Origin of the sequence: Candidatus Magnetobacterium casense (genome assembly GCF_000714715.1) — a bacterium.
GTDB classification, from domain to species: domain Bacteria; phylum Nitrospirota; class Thermodesulfovibrionia; order Thermodesulfovibrionales; family Magnetobacteriaceae; genus Magnetobacterium; species Magnetobacterium casense.
This window is the reverse complement of sequence record NZ_JMFO01000003.1, coordinates 94,630-119,707: the sequence shown is the minus strand read 5'-3', so window position 1 is coordinate 119,707 and position 25,078 is coordinate 94,630. Positions and strand designations below refer to the sequence as shown.

Below are 25,078 nucleotides of genomic sequence, written 5' to 3'. Positions count from 1 at the left end.
TTAGTCTAATTATAACTTAACTCTGACAAATTTGTAATCAGCCCTGCTATATATTTCTGAGCGACAAAATTGTATACTAGAGATCGTGGCAAATATGAATAACATTCCAAAGACAACAATACTGATCGCAGAGGACGAATGGGTCATTGCCAATGACATAGAGATACGTCTGCAGGAGATGGGTTATGAGGTCGTCGGGATCGTGTCAACGGCAGTTAAGGCAATTGCCAGGGCTACCGAACTCAGACCCGATCTCGTCCTCATGGACATCAAACTTGACGGCGAAATGGACGGGATTGAGGCCGCCACGCATATATATTCACGCCTGCATATTCCGTTTGTATTTCTCACGGCGTTTTCGGATAAAAAGACCATTGAGCGTGCCAAACTGGCCGAACCGTTTGGGTATCTGATCAAGCCGTTTAAGGAGCGGGAGTTGCAAATAGCCGTGGACATCGCCCTGTACAAGCATAAGGCCGAACAGAGGCTCAGGGAGAGTCAGGCCTGGCTTGCAACGACGTTTAACAGCATATGCGATGCCGTGATCACAACCGATACCAGGACGCTGGTGACATATCTCAACCACCATGCAACATCACTAACGGGCTGGAGCGCCGAGGCTGCACTGCACAGGCCAGTAAGAGATGTCTTTGGCGTCATGGCGGAGGACTCTGACAGAGAACTGGAAAATCCTGCCGAAGTGGTGCTTCGTACCGGGGCGGTCATAACCTATGTCAGCGGTGTGCTGAGACCTAAGCTGTCGGGTAACTGCGGCAGGGTATACATCGAGGGCAGTGCGGCACCAATCAGGGACAACGCCACGGGAGACGTCGTGGGTGTCATCCTGTTGGTGCGCGACATCACACCGCAGAGGCAGGCAATGGAGCGGATGAGGCTCTCTGAAAGATTGGCGGCCATTGGCAGGATGGCTGCCGGCGTTGCACACGAAATCAACACCCCGCTGACGGGCATTATCATGTTTACGTCGATGATGATAGACCGTTTATCTGCCGACAAGTCAGAGGACAGGGAATACCTTGAGCTGATCATGGAATCTTCGGAGAGGTGTTCGAGGGTTGTCAATGGACTGTTGCGGTTTTCATCCACGATAACGTCGAATATAACCAACGTTGATGTAAATGCACTTATCCTCGACCTGCTGCAGGAGCGTCACAAGTCGCCCCAGGACATCGGGCTGCCACTGAGAAAGGTCCTCAGGAGTGCAAACCTCGGCAGCGTCTCCGTAACAACTACGTTTGACCCTGAGATAGGTCACATAAAGGCCGATGCAACTCAGATCGAAGAGGTCTTTATCAACATCCTCACCAATGCAGCCGACGCCATGGAGGGTACGGGGCAGTTGCACATAACAACCAGGCAGGTTGCGTGTGAGCAGAGAGAATTCGTCGAAATAGAGTTCACAGACACGGGCCGGGGCATAGAAGAAAAGCACCGCCACAGGATGTTTGAGCCTTTCTTTACAACCAAACCCTTTGGCTCCAGCACCGGGCTTGGGATGTCAATCAGCCACGGGATCGTCAAGTTGCACGGGGGGGAGATCACGTTTAAGTCAGAGCCAGGCAGAGGCACCAGTTTTTTTATCCGTCTGCCTAAGTAAGAGATATTCGTATCCTCTTTAAAAAGCATGGTAAAATTAACTCATGGCTTAAAGACATGGATTCCTGCTTTCGCAGGAATGACAGTTACAGCCGTTTTCCAATTGTGTCATTCCTGGCTTGACCAGGAATCCAGGATGCGTAACAGTATGGTTACCATGAAATATAAAGAGGATACCCACTTTCCTTGTAGCGATAAAAGCTATCCAAAAAGTAAAGTTTTTTTGTCACCTGTTTCTATTGCCGTTATGTTATAATCTGGATGCTATGGATAGCATGAAAATTAAATCAACAATGGAGGTTTTAATGAAAAGGCTCTTGGGTATGGCAGTGGCGGTGTTTGTTGCAGTAGCGGTGTTTGGTAATTTTGTTGTGGCACAGGAGAAAAAGGAAGGTGCCTCGGTCAATGAGGGCAGCATCCTGTACGTGTGTGACTGTGGAGCGGATTGTCACTGCAAGGGTGCGGCATTGGCGCAGCCTGGTAAGTGTCCATGCGGACATCATGAGAGTGCCGCCATGCACGTGCTAAAGATCGAGGGTAATGAGGCTGTGCTATGCGCTTGTGGCAAGGATTGCACCTGCAAGATAGACCCCAACGATCCGACAAAGTGTTCCTGCGGTAAGCCTGTCAAGAAGGTAAGCCTCAAGGGGCTTTACGTGTGTAATTGTGGCGCAGGTTGTACATGCAATACGGTATCGGATAAGCCAGGTAAGTGCAAGTGCGGCTCCGATCTTCGGAAGGTAGAATAATACAAGGCAATACGGTATACATATGCTTTAGTTTCCCCTCCCTTTATGGGAGGGGGTAGGGGTAATGTTGTTGACTTAAGCATAAAGATGTCTGAACCACGATTTAAAAGGATTAAGGGATTATCAGGATTAAGTTAAGAAGGCTTGTGTTTTTTTCCTGTAAATCTTTTAATCTGTGTAATCTTGGTTCAGACAGTTACTATGTTTCCTTAAGTCAACAGCATTAGGGGGGAGGGGAGGGGTGAGTGTAGAGAGCTATTTCTTTAACAGGAGGACTTTAGATAGATTATGTTTAAGAACTTAATGGTTGGAACCAGAATTGGTGGCAGTTTCGGGATAATCATAGTGCTCATATTACTCATGGGTGGTGGCGTATTCTTTGCATTTAAGGATATCAAACAACACGCCATGCAAATTGAAAAAGAGAGTCTGCCATATGCCCTCATAGCCGATGAGATGGTATTGGATGTCGTGCAGGTGCAGCAGTTTATACAGGATGTGGCAGCATCACACAATACCGACGGTTATAAAGAGGCAGCCGAGGCAGCGTCAAAATTTAAAGAAAACGCAGAGAAGGTCATGGGGATGTACAGGGCAGAGAATGACACGAAATCCATAAGTGAAATTCAAGAGATAATGACTCTCTTTTCACGCTACTACGAACTGGGCAACAAGATGGCCGATACCTACATCAAACAGGGTATAGAAGAAGGAAACAAGCTGATGGAGGGCTTTGACAAGATTGCCTCGGAGTTAACCGACAAGGTTAGCCAGTTCAGAGACACTCAGGTGAAAGAGGCCAGGGATATGACACACGGGATAGGGACAACTATCGACACTACACTGTATGGCGTGATGTTAATAATTGGCCTTATTATACTTGCCGGAATTGTCATCGCCATATTGATCACCCGCAGTATAGTGCTTCCCTTAAAGCAGGCCGTTGAGGTATCCAACAAGTTGGCCGATGGCGATCTGACACTGAGTATAAATGCCGACTCCAGGGATGAAACGGGACAACTATTGTCGGCAATGAAGCACATGGCTGAAAAGCTGACGGATGTCATTCTTAATGTACGAGCGGCCTCCGATATTGTAGCAAGTGGCAGTGGAGTAATAAGCTCAAGCGCCCAGACGTTTTCGCAGGGAGCTACGCAACAGGCGGCCTCAATCGAGGAGACATCGGCATCTATGCAAGAGATGTCTTCAAACATAAAGCAGAACGCAGAAAATGCCCTGCATACTGAAAAGATTGCCATAAAAGCCGCCCACGATGCCAAAGAAAGCGGCAACTCCGTTAAAACGACTGTTGATTTGATGAGAGAGATAACCAACAAGATATCAATCATAAAGGACATAGCCGGTCAGACAAATCTCCTGGCGCTCAACGCTGCAATAGAGGCGGCACGGGCAGGTGAGCACGGCAAGGGGTTTGCCGTAGTGGCCTCGGAGGTGAGAAAGCTGGCAGAACGCTCTCAGAAGGCCGCAGTGGAGATAACCCAGTTGTCGGAGTCAAGCGTCTCAACCGCAGAGAAGACCGCCACGATGCTCACACAGCTTGTCCCTGACATATCAAAGACGGCAGAACTTATTCAGGAGATCAGCGCGGCCAACAACGAACAAAACACGGGTGCAGAACAGATCAGTAAGGCTCTCCAGCAACTGGACATGGTGATCCAGCAAAACGCCCAGTCGGCAGAGGAACTGGCATCCACCTCCGAGGAACTCAACTCTCAGGCGGATATCCTAAAGACTACGATCAATTTTTTCAAGTGCGGCAATGCAAGCATAGGAAAAACAAAGGCACTGACTCATTAAAAAGAAAACATCATGGGGTATAAACGTATCCTCTTTATATTTCATGGCAATAACGTTTTTGCAACCCCTGTTAAAGCCAGGGGCAGGCTTCTGGATTCCTGTTTACACAGGAATGACAAATGCCTATTACTGTCATTCCCGCGAAAGCGGGAATCCATGCCTGTGAACCATAAAATAAAGCTTACCATATGCACCCGCTATCACGAGTCACCTCCGCCTCCTTCAACGAGTTGCCAACCCAAGGGGGTGCCTCTGGCGATGAACGTTGCGGCCGGCTTGCCTAATACGTCTTTGAGGTGCCTGGGATGCAGTCCGTTACCTGGTCGTATAGACCTGACGTTCTCCTCCGTGAATGGTTGTCCAGCCTGTATGTCGGCCACCACAAAGAGCGAGCGGGCATGTACTCTGTTGCGTCGCACCCTGTTACTGGTGCGATAGTTACCGTCACCCAGGGCTGCTTCGACCTGCCTGATGGCCAGCACCATCTGCTGAAACTCATGCGGTTCAAGCGAAAACCCGCTGTCTGGCCCTCCCAGGTGGCGTCCCAACGTAAAGTGCTTCTCCACGATACACGCCCCCAGCACCACCGATGCCACCGGGATGGCAATGCTGGTTGAGTGGTCAGACAGACCAACGATCACCCCAAAACGCTCCCGCAGCCAGGCAATCCCTCTGAGGTTGACCTCCTCAAAGGGCGTCGGGTAGATGCTTGAGCACTTCAAGAGGGCGATGTCCTGGTTGCCTACGCCCTTGCAGGCGTCAATGGCCTCCTCTATCTCTGCCGGCTCTGCAATGCCGGTTGATATTATAACGGGTCTGCCCTTTGACGCCATGTACCGGATCAGTGGTATGTCGGTTATCTCAAAGGAGGCTACCTTATAGGCCGGGGTCTGCATTTCCTCCAGGAAGTCCACCGCCGTCCTGTCAAATGGCGACGAAAAACAGATCAGTCCCACGTCCTGTGCCCTGGCCCTGAGTTGCCCGTACCACTGCCAGGGCGTAAATGCCTCCTCGTAGAGCTGATAGAGGGTCTTGCCATCCCATATGGTGCCGTGGCGTATCTGGAAGTATTCCTGTTGCGAGTCGATGGTGATGGTGTCGGGCGTGTAGGTCTGAAACTTAACGGCATCCGCACCGGCTTCCTTAGCAGCCTCGATTGTCCTGAGGGCAACGTCAAGACTCTGCCGGTGGTTGGCCGATACCTCGGCTACAATAAAAACAGGCTCTCCCGCTCCCACCTTTCTGCCCTGTATCGTCAGGGCGTCAGATAAAGAACCTCCCGGCATATCAACAACAACCTCCATGTAATCTCTATCGTTATGTCCTTTTACTACTTAACATGGTAACATATTTTAGTCTGTAAACAAAAGGGGTAACCTCAGGGGCCCAATGCCCAATCCGATAGATTGACAACCTGTTTATCTTTATGATAACTTTAAAGGAAGGGCAACATGGTTGTCGGAAAAACATAAGTTATTGTGAGTCTAAGGAGGTATGCCGTGGAAAGACCGTTTTTTAAATACCTGTTTGCTACCATTTTCCTATTAATGCTGATTACCCCTTCCAACGTGTCACCTGCAGGTTATGTTGGAGCGTATGCCTGTTTTAAATGTCACCCAAAAGAATATAACGATCACATCACTTCAGGACACCCTTATAAATTAGCAAGGGCTGAAGAAGCCAGACAACGTAACATACCAATTCCTGAAGGTTATACCTGGGATGACATATCATATATAATAGGTGGGGCACAAAAGAAAGTAAGATACATTGACCTTAATGGGTATATTGTTACATCCGCCAAGGATGGCTCGGACTTAAAGACCCAGTACAACATAGAAACAGGGACATGGGTATATTATGAGAAAGGCAAAAAAAAGCCATACGATTGTGGCCCATGTCACACGACGGCTTATAATCCTGAAGGTCATCAGGAAGGGCGAGAGGGGTTGATAGGGACATGGGCGCAGCCGGGGATTCATTGCGAGGCGTGTCACGGACCTGGTGGTGAACACATAAAGAATGGCAGCAAAAAAAACATAGTAGTTGACACCTCAGCGGCACTTTGCGGAAAATGCCATGTTAGGGGAAATAAAGACAAAATTCCGGCAAAAAACGGATTTATCAGCCATCATGAACAGTTTTCGGAGTTTCTGGTAAGTCCGCATAGAGACCTTGCCTGCACCACATGTCATAATTCCCATAAGCGAGCCAAGGTGGGGATAATCAAGGAATGTGCCTCTTGTCACAAATCTCAGGCTGAAAAATATAAAGAAACTCCAATGGGTCAGGTGGGTATAACGTGTATAGACTGTCATATGCCATGGGCTATAGAATCTGCGGTTGTAAGGGGACCGTTTAAGGCAGATGTTCGAACACATTTAGTAACAATTAACACGGATGAAAACGCCAAAATGTTCTACGAGGAAGATGGTAAACTATTTGCCAGAGGATATGTTACATTAGATTTTGCTTGTTTGTATTGTCATAAAAACAAGGATAGAAAGTGGGCAGCTAAGTTTGTTAAAACAATTCATTAGAAACACCCTCCCCCCGTTAAGAAAAAGGGGGCGAGGCTCTGCCCCCACCTATTGCTGCAACCTGCAAACGTATAGTAAAGAATCAGAGCCACTCTATTAAAAAAAACTGAACACACTCAAATAAACGACTATACCGACCAGGTAAGCGAGCATAACAATGAAGAATGGCTTGAACCACCTCCTTGTCTCATATACCTGAGGAAACTTAAGGGCTATAGCTACCCCGGCGCTGCTTCCAAACCACATGGCGCTGCCTCCAAAACCGACGCAATATGCCAATAACCCCCAGTCAAACCCTCCAATATCCATAGCTATCTTTGTCAACGGTATGTTGTCAAACCACGGTGATAGAAGACCCAAAATGACAGCAACGGTATTCTTACTGAATTTCGCCAGGACGGGTTGTATTTTGACCAGGGGAAGCAGACTGGCCGTTGCCACAAGTATGGTAAGAAAAAACGTATTTTCAAGGGACTGTGTTATTGGTTTCCAATGGAATCTGACACGTCCGGCGATAACACCTAAAGTCAGACCAACCCATAGCCCAATCCCCGGCTGATCAAACACGATATTGCCCAAGGCAAGCCCCGGTACGGCCATCATTGGAAGAAACATCCGCCGGCTCAAAGGCTTTAGATTGTCCTTGTCTGCTTGCATGGGGGTAGAGTCATGCCTGGAGGCAAAGAGGTTAATCACAACCTGCGCGGCAATTGCGGCGACAAACGCCCTTGCAAGCGTCACGATAGATACCCCGCTTACAAACAACATAACCGTTGTCGTATCTCCGGCAAAAGAACCAGAGCCGCCAAGATTGGATGCCGCAATTACGGAGACAACCATGATAAACGGGGCATCCTTTCCATAACGCGCCAATAGCAACACCCCTCCTATCATTGCCGCTGCAATATTGTCCAATACTATAGACAGACAAAACACCACCCACAGAAGCACCCTGTCTGAACGAATAACCCCGGATATTCTCTCATCAAAGCCGGACTCCTCAAAATAATATGCCACCAGTCCAAACCCCGGCAATAGCAGCATCAGGTTGTAAAGCAGATGATATTCGCCAGGTTGAGCTAAATGATGAAGGTACGCTCCTGTCCCATGACGAAAAAGATATATGGCCGACAAAAGAATAAACCCTGAAATTGCCGTAAGCAGTTTTTTCTTGTGAAATACCATAAGAAACAACAGCATCATGATGAACAACGCAAACTCCGGCGTTATTATGAGCTTGACGATCAAAGACAGTGTTTCCAACTCTTCCTTTGGCTGTCTTTTCTTTTATTTCCTGGCATCCAACAAAGCCCTGCGCATCACTTCGACGGGGGCATCTTTCTTCGTCCATACCTCAAAGGCCAGCACGCCCTGCCAAAAGAGCATACTTAGACCGTTGAGGGTCTTGCAGCCAAGTTCGCCGGCATAGCGCTGCAGGGGGGTCTCCGTGTATATGAGGTCGTAGACGACCTGTGAGGGGTTTAACTGTGCAAGGTCAAACGGCGTGGGGTCATCGTTCTTGAGTCCGAGGGGGGTGGCGTTGAGGACGATGTCTGAGGCGCTGATACCGGATAACGATGCCTCACTGTAGACGGCTTGATTTATGCGTCTGAGGTCGCCAACGAGTGTGTCGAGCTTTCCCCGGTCTATGTCGAAGATGTGCACCGATGCGGCCTCCTTGCACAGATAATAGGCCACGGCACGCGACGCCCCACCCGCACCCACGATAAACACCTTCTTGCCCTGGATGACAACTCCGGACTCCGTCAGAGACCGGTAAAATCCCCGACCATCCGTGTTGAACCCCCGCAGGACACCACCCGTATTGAGCACCGTATTGACGGCACCGATAAAGTTGGCCTCCTCGTCGATCTCATCCAGGAGCGGGATGACCTTTTCCTTGTGCGGGACGGTCACGTTTACTCCGGCGAAGTTCAATGCCCTGAGTCCTCTGACTGCATCGCCAAGGGCATCGGGGTGCACGGGAAAACCCAGATAACAGTAATCCAGTCCCAGGTGATTAAATCCGGCGTTGTGCATTGCCGGTGACAGGCTGTGTTCAACGGGATAGCCTAAAAGCCCCGTTACTTTGGTCTTTGCACTTATCATCTTAACGTAACTCCTCTAATGCCGTAATAAGCCCATCAAATGTGGACTCTATGACCTGTTTAGGGCATTCTCGATTCCGCTGCATGCAATACAAGAAAAGAAAGAAGGGAGGCGGCTCCGCCCCTCCCTCAGACCCACCCCGCAAGGGGACCAGTCCCCTTGACCCCATTAAAATACAGCATCTTACAATGTAGAAACATAACATACTCCTTTGAATGCGATTTGCTATGACCCCATAACGCTCAATCCTGAGTTTTATATGAAAACCTTTGCCCAAATACTTAATAGAGTAGGACAATAAGCACTGAGATTTTTATAAACAGGCGCATTGTAGGAAACTCTATAATTATATCTTATTCAGGGAATTTAAAAAAATAAAATGGGCCATTGTACTCCTCAATAGCCTTTTTCAAGTTATTCCTTCTGATATGTTCAGATATCGACATGTGATAATTTCTCTTAAAATTACCACACATATCATCAAAATTAACATTAAAATCTATGTCGGAGACAAGACGCAATAAGTCACTTGAAGTATTAACGCATCGTGAGTTTGCTTTTGTCTCCTCTACATCAACGATATTCCATCCTTTTTTGTACAATTCATTTACTACATCCGCAAAATAATACTCACCTCTGACATTAGAGTTGCTAACACTCAATAGCGCATCTCTAAATTCTTGCGTGTTGTAGAAAATATAAAGGCCAACATCTCTTCCCATTTCATCGTTAATGTTCATTGGCTCAATTCTTGCCTGTATAATAGATTCTATATTATTATCAGCATCTCTTATCACATAACCACCTAGGTCTGCAAAACTTGTCATCATACCAAATGTCTTTTTATTGCTGTTTTCACTCTTTAAATGTTCAATTAGCTTGCGAATATTAGTTGGAGATATGTATGGCATATCAGTATAAACAACTATAAAAAGACCAGTATTATCTTTTAAGGCTTCTAAGCAAGTAGCAACTCTGAACGCTGGTCCAAAAGCAAGTTCATTTTTAATATTTCTAATTCTATTACCATAAACCAGGTCTGATAGCTCAGATCTAAACCCTGTTGCTGCATAAATCATCGAAGATTTCTTTGTTGCTTCTAATATCATATCTGAAACCCAATCAAATAGAAATTTTTCTCCCAATGGCAATATGTGTTTTGGTATCGTAGAATTCATACGCGTTGACCGACCACCACATAGTATAAGTGTCGTGATAGGACTTTCTGATATGGTATTTTGAAATTGATCCACTATATGCTGCAGATCATTTTGTACAAAGGTTTTCCATTCTTTTCTATCACTAATACATGTTGGATTGTCATTACAAATATTAGGATTTATTGATGAAAGCTCTTTTACGAAATTATATCTTATTCTTCGGGCACAGTTTATCGCCTGCTCAGGTAATTCTGTTACAATCTTTGAATAAAACAGCATAGGGCTATCAACATTGGTTTTATATATGTTATTGCTTATGAACTTTATATCATTTGCCGCTATTTTATAAGCTTCAGCCACTATCTCTGGTGAAACATTAGTATTACCATCTTTTTGAATTATTTTTTCGATCTCGTTTACCACTTCGTAGAATAAAGAGGTTAATCTCTCTTCATTATCATCATTTTCAAACACCTTGGCAACTCGTCGCGCAAAATACCTTTCATTTTTTAGAATTTTATAATATAACCCCTCAGAAATAAATGTTTTAAGTCTATTTTTTATAATATTATACTTTTTAAGCAAATCAGTATTTTCTTTAATATTAATTTTTAATTTCGCATCTCTAAAATAACTTTGGATAATTTTATCACTTACTTGTCTAAATAAATCAGATCGAATTTCATTTTCAACAATAAAATTATTTAAATCATCAGCTTCATCAATAACATGAAAAATAACATCGTCTATTTCTCCATTGTTACTTTTTGTACTTGACCATGATATATCAGGTAAAGAGTTATCCATTGCTAGTTTTATACGTTCTGTGGATATTCCTTTGCTTTTTAGAATTCTTCCAAGCACAGTGTCTGTAGTGTCCATATCAAACCACACAGTTAGCTCTCTCATTCCATCAAATAAACATCCGCTCATATGACATATGTTTTTCTGTCCATTAACTGCATTACCTTGTATCTTTGGATCAAGTTGGATGCGTCCTATTGTTGCATCCTTTCTTATTGTACCTTCCTTACATAAATCTGGATTTGATTTATGACCAATTAAATTAAGCCTCAAATCATTCCATTTTTCATTGGTAGAAATATGTAAGGCTATTACCCTACTTTTATCATCTGTGAATAGTTTTTTTAATCCAGGTATATATCCATTAACTACAATTCTGACATCAGGTTGATTTTCGTATCTTATTTTTATAGGATAAACTGATTTTTGATAACCTATTTTATTAAGGCCATCATGCCTTCCGTTCCAGAATTTATTTGGCTGCCTCCCCTCATCCCATAATCTTGTCAACTCATCAAGCCCTATGTTTTTTTCTTCACAAAGCTTTAATGCTGGAACTACCAAACTATTACTGTAAGCAACACCATATTCTCTTTTAAATATAGCAGTGTTATATATCCGATTAATTTCTTCATAATCGTTTACCGAAAGTTTTATATCACCAGTAGCTATTCTTACTGGCGTATTGTACTGCTTATCAAATAACTCCATACGCTTTATTGCTCTACCATCAAAAACTATGACTTTATTAATTATACATTTCTTAACTATTCTTTTAAATATCTCTTCCAAGCAGGGCTTATAGAATGTTCCACCAGGCTTTATGAGTATAACACCTTCATTTAAAATTGAGTCTTTAGGTTTAATTGTGCCTGATGTGATGTACGTATACGTTTCCAATTCCATACAACCTGACCTAAACTGCAAAATATCAGATACCAACTTATCTATATAAAAATCAGGTTCATCAACCCTTGTGACAGTAGTCTTACAGCTCCTATCTATTGCATCGCATATTGACTGTATATTTATGCTGTCCGAGGTATATTCTATGCAGCTAAGGTCTTCTATTATGCTACTAATCCTGGCATTATTTATTTTGACAATTAAAAGACGTTTTCTTTTATTTATATGCCTATAAATTATTGCATCTTGTTCTCGCTGACAAAAGGCGCGTTGATTGTAATCGTCTGAGATTAATAAGACAAAACAATCGCTCTGATCCATACCTTCTGCTATCTTTGATGCTATAGAATCACCAGGCGCTATCCGCTCGCTGTCATACCATACTGTGTGGTTTGTCTTTAGATGATTAAATAAAGGGGTTGCAATCTCTTCTTTATCTGTGGATGAGTGACTAATAAATATCTTTGCCATATTATATCCTTATCGTCCCTTAAACATTCCATATATAATGACGATAACATATGCCTCTATTCTTGGTCAATAATTTTTTTCTCATGGGCATAATGCCTTTGTTTGTATCCTCTTTATATCTCATGGTAACTATACTGTTACGCATCTTGGATTCCTGGTCAAGCCAGGAATGACACAATTGGAAAACGGCTGTAACTGTCATTCCTGCAAAAGCAGGAATCCATGCCTTTGAACCATAAAATAAGGCTTACCATGCTTTTCTTAGAGGATACCTTTGTTTTTACTTTGGTCTTTGCACTTATCATCATTAACGTAACTCCTCTAATGCCGTAATAAGCCCATCAAATGTGGACTCTATGACCTGTACCCTGACCTTCAGGGCCTCCCCGATTCCAGCTACCGTGACGTCATCCAGAAAGACATCGTCGCTTCTTTGTCGCTCCAGGTCGCACCTGGCGGCCCTGAGCACGATATCCGGGATAAGTAACACCTCGCCCCTCTTGATCTGACCATCAAGGGCGTTGATCACATCCCCGCCAGTTAGCAACCCCGTGACAGTCACGGAGGTACCAAAGAACTTGTTCTCTACGGGTACTACCCTGAGATTGCAGGTCGTCTCTTCATAAAGCACCCTGGCAAAGTCCCTCAGAAACGGATAAAATGACATGGCCGTAAACGTCACCGCCATCCGCTTGGGGGTACGCCGCAGCCCCTCAAAGCCCTGAGCGCCATCCAGAAACGACGCAATCAGTCCCACACCGTTTTCTATCTGAGGCAGCTCGCCGTAGTGACTCAGCGGGGGGATATCTGCCTCTGCACGCAGATAAAGCTCATCGGCGGCATAGACGATAACCTGTCCGTGTCTGTCGAAAAACTCCCCCTGCAACCTGCCGATAAGCTCCAGGGCGCTTTGAGCATCCGCCCTGGTAACGGGATTCACCCTCTTTTTACCGTGTGCGGTCAGACCAACGGGCACCACCGCTATGGATTCCACATATGGAAAGAACCCCGCCAGGTCGCTGATGGTTCGTCGGAGGTTTTGGCCATCGTTCAGACCGGGGCAGAGTACGATCTGCGTGTGCAGGGTTATCCGGTTGCTTGCAAAAAACTCTATCTCATTCAGTATGTCAACCGCATTAGGATTGCCAAGAAGGCGTTGCCTCAGCGCATTGTCCGTAGTGTGAACGGATACGTACAGGGGGCTTAGACGCTGCTGTACGATTCGTGTTTTTTCCTCCGGGGTCAGGTTCGTGAGCGTGATGTAACCGCCATAGAGAAAGGACATGCGGTAGTCTTCGTCTTTGATGTACAGGGTTCTTCGTAATCCCCTGGGTAGTTGCGAGACAAAGCAGAAGGGGCAGTGGTTCTTGCAGGTCTTTATCTTAAACGACTGTAGCTCAATCCCCAACCACTGTTGCTCATCCAGCGGGATTGATACGTTTATGAGGCGGCCACGACGCCTGATGACCATCTCCAGCTCATCCGTGGTATCGGCAGCGTAGAAGCTGAGGTCTATTTCGTCGTTGATGGCGTTGCCGTTGATAGAGATCAGCTCATCGCCTGGCCTGATGCCGACCTCTGCGGCGGGGCTGTCCGGATAGACGGAGAGTACCTTGTTGGCGCCCGTGTCACTCATGTTTATATGTAAACCCCAGATACAAGTAGTGCAGCGCCGAAACAATAGTAAACGCAGCCGTTAGCCAGACAAACACCACGGGTTCAGGTATCCTGCTGCCATAGTTCAACCGCAACAGCACCAGGGCACAGAGCACCATCTGCATGGCAATGGCCGTCTTACCCAGGATGGATGGCCGTATGAAGACAAACTTGTGTACCAGATAAAACGTCACCCACGCCGCCACCACTGTAACGTCCCTCAACAGGATGCCGACAGTCAGCCACACGGGTACCCAACCATAGTAGGCAAAGGTCACATACGAGGTCACCAACAGGAGCTTGTCCGCCATAGGGTCGAGAAACCGTCCCAACTGGGTCTGCTGCTTGGCAAGGCGTGCGATAAGGCCGTCAAAGATGTCCGTGACGGAGGCAAAGACAAACAGCCACAGTGCCGCCATGTGTCTGCCGCTTACGAGCATTGTCACGATAATCGGTATCGTACAAATCCTCAGTACAGTCAGTGTGTTTGGAACGTTTAAAATTGCCATACAATATAATGTCATAAATAAAGGTTATTGCGGTAGTATTTCTTTAAATATTATGCAAAATTCCGTCCCGCCATTGTTCTTTAATTCTATCTGACCGTTAAATTTATTTTCCACCATAGAGACAGCCAGGTGCAATCCCAGGGAGTCAGGCTCTCTGATATCGAAGCCCTGGGGCATACCAATGCCGTTGTCCTTGACCGCGAGTTTGAAGTTTCCGTTATCATGGCGGTGCAGGGATATCTTGACAGCGCCCGCTTTGTTGCCCGGAAATGCGTGTCTGAGGGAATTAGAGATAAGCTCTGTCAGGATCAACCCACACGACATGGCGGTATCTATGTTGACGGGGATGTCGTCAACGTCCAACTCCAGGGTAATCACGCTGTTACTGACCTTATAGGCACTAAAGATGGTGTTGGCCAAGCCAAGTATATACGCCCGTATGTTGATGTTGGCCAAGTCCGGAGACTGGCAGATTTTTTCGTGCAGCAGGGCCATCGATCTGATGCGATTGAGGCTGTCCCTGAACATATCCTTATACTTATCGTCTTCTATGTAGCTGCTTTGCAGCATGAGCAGGCTGCATATTATCTGCATGTTGTTCTTGACACGGTGGTGGACTTCCTTTAGCAGCTCAACCTTTTCATCAAGGGAGCGAGTTATCTGCTGTTGCATTTCTTTACGCTGGGCGATCTCAATCATAAGGGATTCGTTGGCCTTTGCCAGTTCGGCGGTTCTCCGTGTGATGCGCACCTCCAGGGTGTCACGCTCCTGGCGCAGTACCGCCTCTGTCTGTTTAAGTGCCGTGATGTTGTGCCAGATGCTGATGATAACGTTGACAGTTTGCTCCTGCACCTGCTTTAGTAATGAGGCCGTGACGTTGAAGTATTCAACCCCCGTCGTTGTTTGTATGGCAAATTCGACGTTGCTGCACCTGCCATTGAGGTATACCTCACTGACAAGCCTTCCCCAACGCTGCACCAGAGAGACATCAATACGTTCGAGCCAGACATACAAGCTGGTCTCCAGCAGGTCGCCATGCACACAACCAAACGGTACACAGAAGGCGTCATTGACCACGATCACGTTTTGTGACTCATCCACGATCAGTATCCCGTCAACCGATGCACTGAGCACGGACTCGAAAAACTTGACCGTCTGTGTGGAAATATCCTTCACTCTGCCCTGACCATCCTTACCGCACTGATCTTGAACTCCGGCTGCCTGGAATGTATATCGTATACGGGGTTGGTAACGAGGTTGACCAATCTGTCCTGTTCACCCCCAATGGCGCCGCCAAAGTGGCATGGGATAAAGACCGTGCCGGGACGTATCCGCTCCGACAACATCACCTCTGCCACCACACTACCGCGACGTGAGATGACCCTGACAACATCGCCTTTCGTAACACCGATGATACGGGCATCTTCAGTGCTGATTTCAACGAAACTGTCGGCAACCGACCTGTTTAACCTGTCAATGCGCCCGGTGCGTGTGCGTGTGTTGAACTGACATGCCAGACGTCCCGTGATAAGCATAAAGGGGTACTCCTCGTCCGGTGTTTCAATCGGCTCGACGTACCTGCGTGCCAAAAGCGCCGCCCGACCATCGGGACGTGCAAACTCCAGGTTGCCAAACAACCGTTCAGTGCCTGGATGTTCCGGCGTTGGACATGGCAGTTGAGGTCCAACGGCCCCTCTCAGTCGCCGGTATGTCACGCCATTGGTATCGCACAGACGTCCACGTGTCAACCCCTTCCATTCCTCAAAGACATCCTCGGGACTGGTGTATGGAAATTCCCGTTCAAATCCCATCTGACGGGCTATCAGCCAAATGATTTCATAATCGGGCAAGGCATCCCCCGGTGGTTGTACGAGTTTTTCAACCAGCTCGATACGCCGTTCGGAGGAGACAAAGGTGCCGGTTTTTTCACCCCACTGTGCCGCCGGCAGGACAACGTTTGCAAGCATGGTGGTTTCGGTGGGGTGAAAGATGTCGGCAACGACGAGCAGTTGCGCCTTGGCCAGCCCCTCCTGTACCCACCGGGTGTGTGGCAGGGAGGCCGCAGGATTGGTCGATGCAACCCACAGTGCCTTTATCTCTCCGTTATGCAGTCCGGCGATGATGTCGATGATTGAGCGGCCAGGGACGGGTTTTATCTTTTCGGCGGGGATGCCCCAAAAATCAGCCACCTCCTGACGATGTGTGGCGTTGGTTACCAGGCGCATACCCGGCAGCAGGTGTGACAGCGCCCCAACAAACCGACAGCCAAGGGCATTTGATTCCCCCGTGATTGATACCGGCCCTGCCCCCACACGACAGAAGTTGCCCGTCAACAGCGACAGGTTGTGCAACGTATTGTTTTTAAACACGGCCTGCGAGGAATGATTATACCCCTGAAACCAGAAGGTGAGCATGGCCTTTGACTGACCTATGACATGTGCTGCATCGACAATCTGTTGCTGCGGACAGCCCGTAATCTGACTCGCAACTGCCGGTGTGTAGTCCTTCAGGAAATTCTTCAGGTCACACAGGCCGCTTGTGTGGAGTTCGACCTGCTCCTTGTCAACGAAGCCATCTCTTAAGAGCACGTGTGCCAGGGCGTTATTGAGGGCAACGTCGGTACCGGGTATGAGCTGGAGGTGGATATCGGCAATGGCGGCAGTATCCGTTCTGCGAGGGTCTGCAACGATAACCTTTGCACAGTTGGCCTTCTTTGCGGCCCGAACCCGCTGAAACAACACCGGTACCGTCACGGCCATATTGTTGCCGGCAATAAAGAACAGATCGGCATGTTCTATATCGGCGTAGCACGCAGGAGGGGCATCTGCACCAATGGTTGAAAGCAACCCCGTAGCCGTACTGGCCATACACAGGCGTGTGCTACATTCAATGTTGTTTGTGCCGATGCAGGCCCTCATGAGTTTGTTAATCAGGTAATATTCTTCGGTGAGTTTACTGGCGCCGCCATAAAATGCAACGGCATCGGGGCCGTGTTCGTGTATTATATTCAGCAGTGTCCCGGCCACATGTTCAATGGCCTCCTGCCATGTAACCTCCGTCAGAACCCCCTTACGTCGCAACATTGGTCGTGTCAACCGATCTCTGGCATTAAAAACTCCAGGCAGCGTCTCTGCAAGCACACACAATCTGCCATCGTTGGTTGGGTGTCCCTTCATGCCAGTCACCTTGACAACCCTGCCGCCGTCAATTCCAACCATCAGGCCACACCCAAATCCACAGTACGGACAGGTTGACTTATGCCATGTAACGCTCATAACAACACCATCTGGTATCCTCTTGATTTTCAGTATAAAACGCTGAAAAAATTATCCCTTTGTTTATATTTGCATCGTTTGAGCTAACAGTACTTTTCCTAATCGCTTTTATTTTAACATATCTCCTGTCTATATTTGCAATTTATTATCAAGTCAATCGCATTTGACCGTAAGAGAAAGAGAGGGGCGGCTCCGCTTCTTGTCGCTCCAGGACGCTCCTGGCCCCCTTGACCCCTTCCTGTGCAACCTTGCTGGCCTGCGGCGGATGGGTTTGACTTTTGGGGGGGTAATGTTCGATAATGTCTATTGTATATGGAGTGGGTTTGTGATTACTGAGATCGCTATAAGCGGGTTTAAGTCGTTGGTGGACTTTCGTATGACCTTTGAGAAGGGGTTGAACGTATTGATAGGGCCCAATGGTGCCGGCAAGAGTAATATCTGTTATGCGCTTGATCTGTTTGCAAAGGCTGCAAGTGGTGATGTGCGCACATTTCTAAGCGAGCGCGGCGGTATGACAGGTTGCTTTACCTCTACATTGGGCGACAATCTTTCGGAGAAGGGAATATGCGCCTCTTGCAAGGGAGAGATAGCGTTAAGTGATTCAGATGAGGTTTTACTCTACGAATATAAAATAAGACTTTTCATAATTGGTGATACAATACCAATATTAAACCAGGAACTTCAGTTACAAAAAGGAAGCTATAAAGACAACAAGTTTAGTGTAATTCTTGAGGCAGAAACGAAAACACCAGAATATAGAACAAGATTTTTAGAGGCAAATATTGTAATGTGTCCAATAAAAATTTCAATAAAAAATGACATACAGACTCCAAATCAAATTGTTGAGATGCAAGTCTCTTCTCGTAATGAAGAATTGCTTGAGGGCAGATTTTTTAGGGTATTAAGCGATAACTTTGATTATTGCGGCCTTGTAAGAGAAGACTTAAAAGGCACCACGATTTTAAGCATTGTTCCGCAAGTTGCAAGGGAACGCAATGATATGAGTGCCCCATCGAAGATGTTGCCGGATGGTAAATACCTCACGAATGCCTTGTATGCTATGATCAATGACAATAATGTAGACTTAGACGATCTGAAGTCTTTGCTTGATAACATATATCCGCGCTTTAAAGACATCGAAAGCACTTACATTAGTCAAGACATGACTCGTTCATTTTCTATTATTGATGTTGATGATATAAAAAATCCTGCCAAGAACCTATCCGATGGCACGGTTAAGTTTATAGCGCTGCTTGTAGGAATATACTCGCAAAATACGGGTACAACAGCTATTGAAGAACTTGAAAACTATCTGCATCCCTGGGCATGTCAATTACTTATAGAATACTTTAGAGACTACTTCGAGGATAAGGTGTGCATACTTACGACTCATTCAGAGACAGTGCTAAATGCACTAAGACCTGAAGAGATTGTCGTAGTGGAAAATAAAGCAGGCAAGACAGAATGTACCAGACTATCTGAGGATAATAATCTTAAAGAGGTAATAAGAAATACTGGTTTTGGTTGTGGGTATTTTTATGTAGGCGGATCAATAGGTGGTGTACCACTATGATTGATCTGAAAACCGCCTTGTTTATTGTTGATGGTAAAACAGAAATTCGTTCCTTCAGAAAGAAATTTGAAACTCAATCTATACAATCGCCTGATTTTATACAAGCAGGCGTAAATGGAAAGGATGTTACTCCAGAGGCTTATGTTAATCCTATTTATGCTCGTTTACAAAAGGCTCTTAAGGATAGATATAGGCATATCATTTGTATATTAGATAGAGAAGAAAGAACAACGCCTGCTGTCAAGTTTGGAGTTTCAGTCTTAGAAGAAATTAAAAGACGACTATTAAAAGATTTTAATGAAGAACAGTTAAAAAAAATAACAGTTGTCGTCTCTGACAGATGTTTCGAAAATTGGATCGTTGCAGATATTGAAGGTATTAAAAACAGACAAGAATTAATCCTTCAGCACAATAATCAGGATAATTTTGAGGGACGAAATGGTGTAGCGATTCTCGAAAGAATCATGTTAAAAAAATACAAAAAAACAACACATGCTGAAATACTCTTTAACTGTGTGCGTTTTGATGTAGCTCGTAAAAATTCAAAATCATTCGACTTATTCTGCTCTGCAATCAACTACCCGTAAGATGCCTATGCTAACTACATCGCCATGTTTACTAACCTAAGCCTGCTTGTCTACTTTATCAAGAAGGATGTCAAGGCCAAGTACGCCGGCTCCGTGCTGGGTGCGTTGTGGAGCGTTGTGCTGCCGCTGCTGCAGATACTCATCTTCTGGTTCGTCTTCGATGAGATAATGAAGGCCAGACCGTATGCCGGTACCACACACACACACGTCCCATACCTGTACTTCCTCCTCTCCACAATACTCTGCTGGACGGCGTTTGCCGAGGGAATCACCAGGGCATCAACCTCGATCATCGAACACAGCGACATGATCAAAAAAGTCTCCTTCCCCAACATCTACCTGCCGATCTCCGTGACCATATCCAGCTACGTCCAACCCGTCGTGGGATTCCTCATCTTTATGATCGTCTACTCAACCCTGACAACATTCTCCACCGTATACTTCCTGCTGCTGCCCGTAGTGTTGTTGCAACTGCTACTGACCATGGGTGCCGGCATGATCCTCTCTGCCCTGCTGCCGTTCCTAAGAGATATGGGATACGTGATCGGCCACGCCATGCAAGGACTCTTCTTCCTATCACCTATCATGTACAGCATCGAAAAAATCCCCGAAAAATTCAGAATCCTCTTCTACCTCAATCCGTTTGCACACTTCGCATCCACATACCACAAAATTATACTATTCAGAGAACTACCAACAACATCTCTGCTGCTGTCTCTACTAACAATGTCCCTATCAATTTTCGCCATAGGCTGCTTTACCTTCAGCAAATTCAAGGACGGCTTCAGCGACGTACTATGATGTTACGCTTCGGTAAGATGGGGTCAAGGGGACTTCTTTGTGGCCGGGGCGCCTCGCCCCTCCCCTTGCGGGGGAGGTCAAGGAGGGGGCGGAGCCGCCCTCCTTGTTCTTCTTCTTCTTCTCTTTGCAATGATGAATAAGATAGCGTTTTTTGACTTTGACGGTACGATAACCAGGCGGGATAGCTTTATAGACTTCCTGAGATTCAGCCTTGGGTGGCGATGCCTGCTAACCGGGATGACGGTGCTGCTGCCTTATCTCTTGCTCTACGCACTGAAAATTATTCCCAACTACAAGCTCAAGACACGGGCAATTCGCTACTTCTATGGCGGGTGGGATTTCAAGACCTTTGAGGCCATAGCAGCGGACTATTCGAGGTGTCAACTACCCAAGCTCCTCAAGACAAGCGCCATGCAACGCCTCAACTGGCACAAGAGCCAAGGACACCAGGTGGTCATCGTTTCGGCATCCCTGCGCTACTACCTCAGACCTTGGTGTGAACTGCACGGTATTGACCTGATCGCCACAGAGATTGAAACCAAAGACGGCATAATCACCGGCCAACTGGCCACGAAAAACTGCTACGGCCCCGAAAAGGTTCGACGCATCAGAGACAAATACAACCTGGACGACTCAACCTACATCTACGCATACGGCGACACCAGAGGCGACAGAGAAATGCTGCAAATGGCTAACGAAGGCTACTACAGGCATTTTAAAACATAAAGGAGTACAACGATTATGGACGTGTTATTCAGTAACAACCTGCCCACTACCCCACAGGTCAGCATCGTACTGCTGGACTGGTCATGCCGGGAGAGCTTTCACTCCCTCCAGTACCTCAATCAACAGACCACCAAAAGGGACCAGTACGAGCTTCTCTGGATCGAGTATTTTGGCAGACGTTCCCCCGAGATATCGGCCCTGCTGCAGGGGTGTAAGGACTCCGGTGTGGCGCCGGTGGTGGATAAGTGGATCGTCCTGGACATGCCGCAACAGACTTGCTATCACAAACATCTGCTGTATAACGTTGGCATTCTGGTCAGCCGGGGCAGGATTGTTGTCTTCTGCGATTCAGACGCAATTTTTACGCCAACCTTTGTCGAAAGCATCGTTGAAATGTTCCGCTCAGACCCCAACATCGTACTGCACATAGACGAGATCCGAAACGACGACAGGAGATTTTACCCGTTTAACTACCCAACCGTGGACGATATCACGGGCAAGGGCTGTATCAACTTCAAGGATGGCAAGAGCACGGGTCTGCAGGACGACCAGGACCCGCTCCATACCCTCAACTACGGCGCCTGCATGTGTGCCCGACGCAGTGACCTTATAGCCATCGGCGGGGCAGATGAACACATGGACTACTTTGGACATATCTGCGGCCCCTATGATATGACCTTCAGACTCGTCAACGCCGGCAAAAGAGAGATATGGCATCAGAGCGAATTCATATACCACGTATGGCACCCCGGCACCGATGGCACCGACAACTACATAGGCCCCCATGACGGCCGCAATGTCTCAACAATGGCCCTTGAGGCCAGATTGACAGGGCGTACAATGCCCCTGTTGGAAAACCCTATCGTCAAATCCCACAGAATCGGCAACTATGATACCGAAGCAGTACCACCACTGACTGCCGAATATAAACAAAACATCGGACACTGGACCGCCAGACAACTTAACGATCTATCCAGGCAGCGAAAAAAAGAACATGCCCCTAAATCACCATCAACCATTATCAAACTCAAGTTCAACCTGGTAGCAACTATCATCCAGCATCTCATAATCAGGACAAATAAGACCGTCAAACAACCACGGAGCATATTCCGGAAGCTTTATAAGATACGAGGCTTTTTCCAAACGATGACCTATCAGGACAAAAGCAACCTGCAGCGTGCGCTCAGTTGCCTCAACACGCTCATGGAGCATAACGTCAGGGAGTTTGCCATCTATGGTCCAAATTCTGCGGCCAGGGTGCTGTGCATCGTTGCCGACAGTGCGTCTTTGACGGTCAGGGCCGTTTATGACGACATTGGGGGTGCCGTCTTTTTCGGCCTTAAAGTCATGCCTGTTGAGTCAGCCAGGGGAAGTGACGAGGTAATAGTTGTTACCGACATGTGGATGAAAAAGGAAAAGATAGAGGCATTAAAAAGCATTGTCACACACCAGGACAGGATTATTGTCCTGTGAAAGAGCGAGACAGTGACGCACTCTGAGTAAGGGGGTTGCCTAAACTATTCATGCGTAAATTGAGACATTAGAGCCTACATCTTGTTTTGCCTCCGAGTTTCCAATCCCCTGGAACATCATGTAGGATTCCATCTGCTTCTGCCTCTGGTCAAACTGCTTGGTAATCAATTCCTGTTGAGCCTTGCTCTCTATGTTGGTTGCCTTGGCGGCAATTGCCTGGTCCTGCGGAGAGGGGTCTGCGGGGGCAAGGGCCGCCGCCCTAACCTGCCGCATCTTTCTGATTGTAGCATCAGGCTCTTTTTCCTTCGATACGTCAATTGGTACTTCGCCGCCGCTTATATAGTTTTTGCCATCAGGCCCCCTCGTATACTCATACGTTGGAGCGCCGGTGTACTGCCCACCAACGGACGCATGCGCCTGTTCGTGGGCCTTGACTGCCTGTTCGCGCTGCTTTAGCTTTTGTACCTGTATCTGTATCTCACGCTCTTTTGCCTTGTCTGCGTTGGTTTGTGGTGTTGTCTTGGCATTGTTTGCCGTGACGCCGCCGGCTTTACCATCCGTGCCGGTGTTTACACCACCCTGCCTGTTAACGCCATCCGCTTCCTGAGCATTGGAGCCATTGCCTGATGCCCTTGTGCTGCCTGATAACCCATAGGTTGGGTACAAACCCTGCTGTATGCCTGTAGCTGATACATCCATGTGTTGTCCCTCCTTATAGTATCATGAGTTGCCGGTTGCTCACTCTGCCGCAATTGGAACAACCAACATAGAAGGCACCCTGTCATCTACAATCATTAGCTGTGCCGCCTTCATGTTGGATGTGTTGATAACAATGGGAGAACTAAAATTAACCGACATTTCTTTTTCACCAATCGTTGCTGCAACCAACACCAATAACTGTTCAATCTTGTTGCACTGCAGAAACTCCTCTACCTCGTCTACGGCCGTAAAGGTATAGTCCTTGTATATCACAAAGGGGTCAACCAGCGTAAAGGCCACCTCAGGGTCATCCACCGACTGCAACCACTTTACGGGTTTATCGGTAAACAACAGACAGTACCTCGTTAATCCCTCAAAGCCTGCCAAGCCGCGGGGGAAACTTATAATCTTACCATCCTCAACTTCTAACTCACCAAACCGTGAACTGTTAAACCTCATTTACATCCTCCTAAAATATAAAACTTGCTATGCAATACCAGACTCATACACTATGATATCACTTTTTTTGCACAACAGTCCACCCACTGCCACCGAATTAAAATGTGTCCATATGTCTGCGGTACCACTGCATTCACCATACAATATATTTGTCGGTAAAATAAAATTAAAACTGTAGTGTCTGCTCTGATTGCTGTGGCTTACCCCCGGATGCCCAGATCACCATACAGAAACTGCACAAGGGCTACACCCACGATGGCCGCAGTCTCAGCCCTCAGGATGCGTCTGCCAAGTGACGCTACCAAAACACCGGCGGCCTGCGCGTGTAAGACCTCATCCGTAGTAAATCCGCCCTCACTGCCAACCAGGACGTATACCCGCCCGGGCGTTCCGGTCAAATCGCGCGGGGTATGCGTGCCCTCACCCTCATAAAACATAATCCCCGGGGCGTTCTTTTCGGAGGATATCCGCCCCAGCAATGACGACAAGGCCATCACCTCTGCAATATCGGGGACAACGACCCTGCCCGATTGCCTTGCGGCCTCTATGGCTATCTTTTTCCACCGTTGGAGTTTTCTGGTATGGTGCATCTGTCCCCTCCGGGTTGCAACCGGGATTATCCTCCTGACACCAAGCTCCGTGGACTTCTCAACCACCAGGTCCATCTTATCCCCCTTGAGGAGTCCCTGGCACAACACCAGCTCTAAGGGCGACTCCCTCTGAGGGGTCGCCTCCTGTACCGCCCTGACCGTTACCCCTCCCCGGCCAATTGCAGTGATGGTAGCCCTGTAGTACCTGCCCCCCGCATCAAACAACTCCAGTTCATCGGCCACCCTGTGCCTGAGCACCGACGCTATGTAGTGTGACACCTCCCTGCCTAACTGTGCGTGTCCGTCCCTGACAACGAGGCTGTCTACAAATATATACGGCATTCAATATCATATCATCACGGGATTTTTTACGGCAAGGAAGTTTCTATATAAACTCAGGATTAAGCATTATGGGGTCAAGGGGACTGGTCCCCTTTTATGGCAGGGGTGCCTCACCCCTTGCGGGAGGGGTCTGAGGGGAGGGCAGAGGGGGTGAGGCACCCCTGCCGGAAACCGCTCCCCTTTTTTTTTCTTACGGTCAAGTACGATTGCCCTG

General features: G+C 47.2%; 20 protein-coding genes. 9 read left to right on the top strand and 11 right to left on the bottom strand.

Translation table 11 applies throughout. The features are described from left to right. The first annotated feature begins 94 nt into the window (after window positions 1-94). The 3 genes from Mcas_RS02225 (at window position 95) to Mcas_RS02215 (ending at window position 4,184) form a co-directional block, all read left to right on the top strand. Window positions 95-1,618, top strand: coding sequence for an ATP-binding response regulator (locus Mcas_RS02225; RefSeq protein WP_052566729.1), 1,524 nt, complete (start codon window positions 95-97; stop codon window positions 1,616-1,618). Between the two features lie 304 nt (window positions 1,619-1,922). Next, window positions 1,923-2,366 carry a hypothetical protein gene (locus tag Mcas_RS02220; protein ID WP_040333833.1) on the top strand — a complete coding sequence of 148 codons (444 nt, stop codon included), beginning with the start codon at window positions 1,923-1,925 and terminating at the stop codon, window positions 2,364-2,366. A 288-nt stretch (window positions 2,367-2,654) separates the two neighbouring features. Further along, the gene (locus Mcas_RS02215) at window positions 2,655-4,184 is read left to right on the top strand and encodes a methyl-accepting chemotaxis protein (RefSeq protein ID WP_052566728.1); all 1,530 of its coding nucleotides are present in this window, start codon (window positions 2,655-2,657) and stop codon (window positions 4,182-4,184) included. A 200-nt stretch (window positions 4,185-4,384) separates the two neighbouring features. Here the strand turns inward: Mcas_RS02215 and pseI are convergent, their stop codons facing one another. After that, window positions 4,385-5,488, bottom strand: coding sequence for a pseudaminic acid synthase (gene pseI, locus Mcas_RS02210; protein WP_200873612.1), 1,104 nt, complete (start codon window positions 5,486-5,488; stop codon window positions 4,385-4,387). 195 nt (window positions 5,489-5,683) lie between these two features. Here pseI and Mcas_RS02205 point away from each other — a divergent pair, with 195 nt between their 5' ends. Beyond that, window positions 5,684-6,724 (top strand): multiheme c-type cytochrome, encoded by a 1,041-nt coding sequence (locus Mcas_RS02205; protein WP_040333832.1) that lies wholly within the window; start codon window positions 5,684-5,686, stop codon window positions 6,722-6,724. Between the two features lie 96 nt (window positions 6,725-6,820). Here the strand turns inward: Mcas_RS02205 and Mcas_RS02200 are convergent, their stop codons facing one another. The 7 genes from Mcas_RS02200 to Mcas_RS02170 form a co-directional block, all read right to left on the bottom strand. Further along, entirely contained in the window at window positions 6,821-7,987 is a 1,167-nt protein-coding gene (locus tag Mcas_RS02200; protein ID WP_156033023.1) for a hypothetical protein, read from the bottom strand. 24 nt (window positions 7,988-8,011) lie between these two features. Then, the gene (locus Mcas_RS02195; protein WP_040333830.1) at window positions 8,012-8,833 is read right to left on the bottom strand and encodes a shikimate dehydrogenase; all 822 of its coding nucleotides are present in this window, start codon (window positions 8,831-8,833) and stop codon (window positions 8,012-8,014) included. Between the two features lie 353 nt (window positions 8,834-9,186). Next, the gene (locus tag Mcas_RS02190) at window positions 9,187-12,174 is read right to left on the bottom strand and encodes a TIR domain-containing protein (RefSeq protein WP_040333829.1); all 2,988 of its coding nucleotides are present in this window, start codon (window positions 12,172-12,174) and stop codon (window positions 9,187-9,189) included. Window positions 12,175-12,481: 307 nt separating this feature from the next. After that, on the bottom strand, window positions 12,482-13,810 hold the full coding sequence (locus tag Mcas_RS02185) for a DUF512 domain-containing protein (RefSeq protein WP_040333828.1): 1,329 nt from the start codon (window positions 13,808-13,810) through the stop codon (window positions 12,482-12,484). Beyond that, window positions 13,803-14,339 carry a CDP-alcohol phosphatidyltransferase family protein gene (locus Mcas_RS02180; protein WP_162176234.1) on the bottom strand — a complete coding sequence of 179 codons (537 nt, stop codon included), beginning with the start codon at window positions 14,337-14,339 and terminating at the stop codon, window positions 13,803-13,805. The genes Mcas_RS02185 and Mcas_RS02180 overlap by 8 nt, the downstream gene beginning before the upstream one ends. A gap of 24 nt (window positions 14,340-14,363) precedes the next feature. Beyond that, a complete protein-coding gene (locus Mcas_RS02175; RefSeq protein ID WP_052566727.1) occupies window positions 14,364-15,515 on the bottom strand; it encodes a histidine kinase dimerization/phosphoacceptor domain -containing protein in 1,152 nt (383 codons plus the stop codon). Next, a complete protein-coding gene (locus Mcas_RS02170; protein WP_052566726.1) occupies window positions 15,512-17,614 on the bottom strand; it encodes a molybdopterin oxidoreductase family protein in 2,103 nt (700 codons plus the stop codon). Before Mcas_RS02170 ends, Mcas_RS02175 begins: the two co-directional genes overlap by 4 nt. A gap of 265 nt (window positions 17,615-17,879) precedes the next feature. Between Mcas_RS02170 and Mcas_RS02165 the strand changes: the two genes are divergently transcribed. The 5 genes from Mcas_RS02165 (at window position 17,880) to Mcas_RS16095 (ending at window position 22,774) form a co-directional block, all read left to right on the top strand. After that, a complete protein-coding gene (locus Mcas_RS02165; protein ID WP_320408694.1) occupies window positions 17,880-19,187 on the top strand; it encodes an AAA family ATPase in 1,308 nt (435 codons plus the stop codon). Further along, complete coding sequence (locus Mcas_RS02160) at window positions 19,184-19,774, top strand: DUF4276 family protein (RefSeq protein ID WP_040333825.1); 591 nt, start codon at window positions 19,184-19,186, stop codon at window positions 19,772-19,774. Before Mcas_RS02165 ends, Mcas_RS02160 begins: the two co-directional genes overlap by 4 nt. A gap of 24 nt (window positions 19,775-19,798) precedes the next feature. Further along, on the top strand, window positions 19,799-20,575 hold the full coding sequence (locus Mcas_RS02155) for an ABC transporter permease (protein WP_040333824.1): 777 nt from the start codon (window positions 19,799-19,801) through the stop codon (window positions 20,573-20,575). Window positions 20,576-20,704: 129 nt separating this feature from the next. Continuing rightward, window positions 20,705-21,301: an HAD family hydrolase gene (locus Mcas_RS02150; RefSeq protein ID WP_052566725.1), complete on the top strand. Its 597-nt coding sequence runs from the start codon at window positions 20,705-20,707 to the stop codon at window positions 21,299-21,301. A 15-nt stretch (window positions 21,302-21,316) separates the two neighbouring features. Then, a complete protein-coding gene (locus tag Mcas_RS16095; RefSeq protein WP_052566724.1) occupies window positions 21,317-22,774 on the top strand; it encodes a glycosyltransferase family 2 protein in 1,458 nt (485 codons plus the stop codon). Between the two features lie 48 nt (window positions 22,775-22,822). Here Mcas_RS16095 and Mcas_RS16090 read toward each other — a convergent pair whose 3' ends face one another. From Mcas_RS16090 to Mcas_RS02130, 3 genes are all read right to left on the bottom strand, one after another. Continuing rightward, window positions 22,823-23,473: a putative metalloprotease CJM1_0395 family protein gene (locus Mcas_RS16090; RefSeq protein WP_052566723.1), complete on the bottom strand. Its 651-nt coding sequence runs from the start codon at window positions 23,471-23,473 to the stop codon at window positions 22,823-22,825. A gap of 39 nt (window positions 23,474-23,512) precedes the next feature. Continuing rightward, entirely contained in the window at window positions 23,513-23,932 is a 420-nt protein-coding gene (gene fliW / locus Mcas_RS02135) for a flagellar assembly protein FliW (RefSeq protein ID WP_040333823.1), read from the bottom strand. 200 nt (window positions 23,933-24,132) lie between these two features. Further along, window positions 24,133-24,864 carry a 16S rRNA (uracil(1498)-N(3))-methyltransferase gene (locus Mcas_RS02130; protein WP_052566722.1) on the bottom strand — a complete coding sequence of 244 codons (732 nt, stop codon included), beginning with the start codon at window positions 24,862-24,864 and terminating at the stop codon, window positions 24,133-24,135. Window positions 24,865-25,078: the final 214 nt, after the last annotated feature.